The organism is Angustibacter peucedani, assembly GCF_054779595.1.
The window spans coordinates 1-1,962 of sequence record NZ_BAAGXY010000186.1 but is presented as its reverse complement, the minus strand read 5'-3'; the positions used below and the strand labels follow the sequence as shown (position 1 = coordinate 1,962).

Genomic DNA, 1,962 nt, shown 5'->3' with positions numbered 1-1,962 from the left:
ATACAACAGCCCCACATGATTTATCTATATTCTGGGCAAAAAAAGAATATAACCGAAATGCTCTAGGAACTTTTTCTGATATAGCGTCCAACATATTCCAACCAGCCTTAGTAACCTGCGACCAGTCTGGAGGATTCAACCGATCTCGTTTTTGCTTAGCGTTCTTGGATTGATCTTGTACCTGATGATCTCGCCGTTTTTGCTGTTCAAAGTCTTCAAATTGCTGTTCCAACATACTTGCATCCTTACCTGCAATGATATTTCGCACCTTACGAAATTTATATCGTACAGTACGAAACAACACATGCAAACATGTTTGCGTATACACATGCAAATAACGTTTCGTATGAAGGTGTCTTAAGTCAATGATTTTTAAAGAAATGTCAATTTTTGCTCTAAAGATCTATCAAAGCGTTTTTTTACTGCTCATGATTTAACACTACCTAACTGCTTTTGGGGTGTCGGGGCGCAGCCCTGACCCAGTCACGTAGCGATAGCGGAGTGTATACTGGCTTACTCCTCTGCAAGCCTTACCAGCCGTGATTTTTGCCAGATTTCATGCTCTCAACGTTCAACAACTCCATCATGGTTTTGCCGTCCGTTCACCGCTAAAAAGCCTCAGAAATCGGGACAGGATGTGGGAATGTCGGACCGCGCACGCGCACTCAGACATTCACCACCTGGTCAGGGCTTCACCCCGACACCCCGCATCAGTGCGTAAGTGCTCAATGTGGCTTCCGGTTCTCTTCCGCTTCCTCGTCGATTCGCTCGCTACGCTCGGTCATCGACTTGCGGCGAGCGGTGTCACCTCTCGCATGTTGTCGGTGATCCCGTTGTTGTTCTTTCAGGGATGAGTCGTCAGATAGCCCTTCAAACGCGCTCAGAAGCTCTCAGACGCACGAAACGGGTTTTAAATGCCCGTCAGGGCATGGAAGGCGCGAAAAACGCTTACAGAGGCTCTCAGGAGGTCAGGCGCGCCGATACCCCTAACCAGGGGCTTTCAGGTCGCCAGGAACAGCGTCAGCCCCCTGCAAAGCCTATTTGCACGGCATAGGCAGCTATTCGGCTGGTAGGTGGTCGTAGACCGTCGGTATTACAGCGATGGGGGTCTGGGGTTCTCCCCAGACGGTTTCCGGTTGCGCTCAAGGCGCTATCGGAACCGTGGCGGCTCGGTCGTTCTGGAGAGCGTGGAACAAAAACACGCAAGGGATTCGAGGCGGCAAAAGAGCAATGCAGGATAGACAATCAAGGTCAGAACGTTAACACGTAGCCCCTGATTGTCCGCCTGCCGCTGGCTCAATGGTCATTTTTTTCGATATTTATCTAGCTCAATTACAGGTGCTGGAGTTTTTTTCTTTGCTATTTTTTTTGGCTTTTGTATTTTTTCATCGTTGCTAACGACAAACATTATTTTATTTCCATCTTCATTGATAACATCAACAAGATTAAATTCTTTATCTTCACAATTCATATAAAGATTTATTCCTGTTGCATATTCAATACCATATTTATTAATTAACTCATCTATTGAACTGCATATTTCTAATTTTAGTTCTTCTAATCTCCAACGTGATTCATATTTAATTCTCATAGTGCATCACCCCTGCTCTGAGTCATGATTAGAGTACTTTAAGGAACTTTCAAACTCTTCACGCCTAGAAAGCATAAGCCGCAATTTACGATCTATAACCCCATCTTTTTGAGTTAATGTTTTTGCGTTAAATGCTGCATATTTTTTAGTATTGTTATATCCACGCCATACCTGATAAGGATCTAATGCATAGGCATAATATATGCCTACTGGTATTTTAACTATTGCGCCAATACTTTCTAAATCTCCAATCCAATATTGGATCGTTCTTAAACTAACACCGAAATAATCAGCTAAGAATTTTTGATCACATACAACAGCCCCACATGATTTATCTATATTCTGGGCAAAAAAAGAATATAACCGAAATG

At 43.7% G+C, this 1,962-nt stretch carries 2 protein-coding genes and 1 pseudogene; all 3 read right to left on the bottom strand.

The window, feature by feature from the left end; translation table 11 throughout:
* A pseudogene (locus ACYVJ4_RS18760) lies at positions 1–268 on the bottom strand (hypothetical protein); the annotation flags it as partial.
* A gap of 1,035 nt (positions 269–1,303) precedes the next feature.
* Positions 1,304–1,591 carry a hypothetical protein gene (locus tag ACYVJ4_RS18755; RefSeq protein ID WP_049092722.1) on the bottom strand — a complete coding sequence of 96 codons (288 nt, stop codon included), beginning with the start codon at positions 1,589–1,591 and terminating at the stop codon, positions 1,304–1,306.
* Between the two features lie 6 nt (positions 1,592–1,597).
* A partial coding sequence (locus tag ACYVJ4_RS18750; RefSeq protein WP_460461552.1) for a replication/maintenance protein RepL occupies positions 1,598–1,962 on the bottom strand: 365 nt, incomplete at its 5' end.

Excerpts from the sequence above, each read along its gene's own strand:
- ACYVJ4_RS18755 (WP_049092722.1), bottom strand. The coding sequence starts at position 1,591 with ATGAGAATTAAATATGAATCACGTTGGAGATTAGAAGAACTAAAATTA.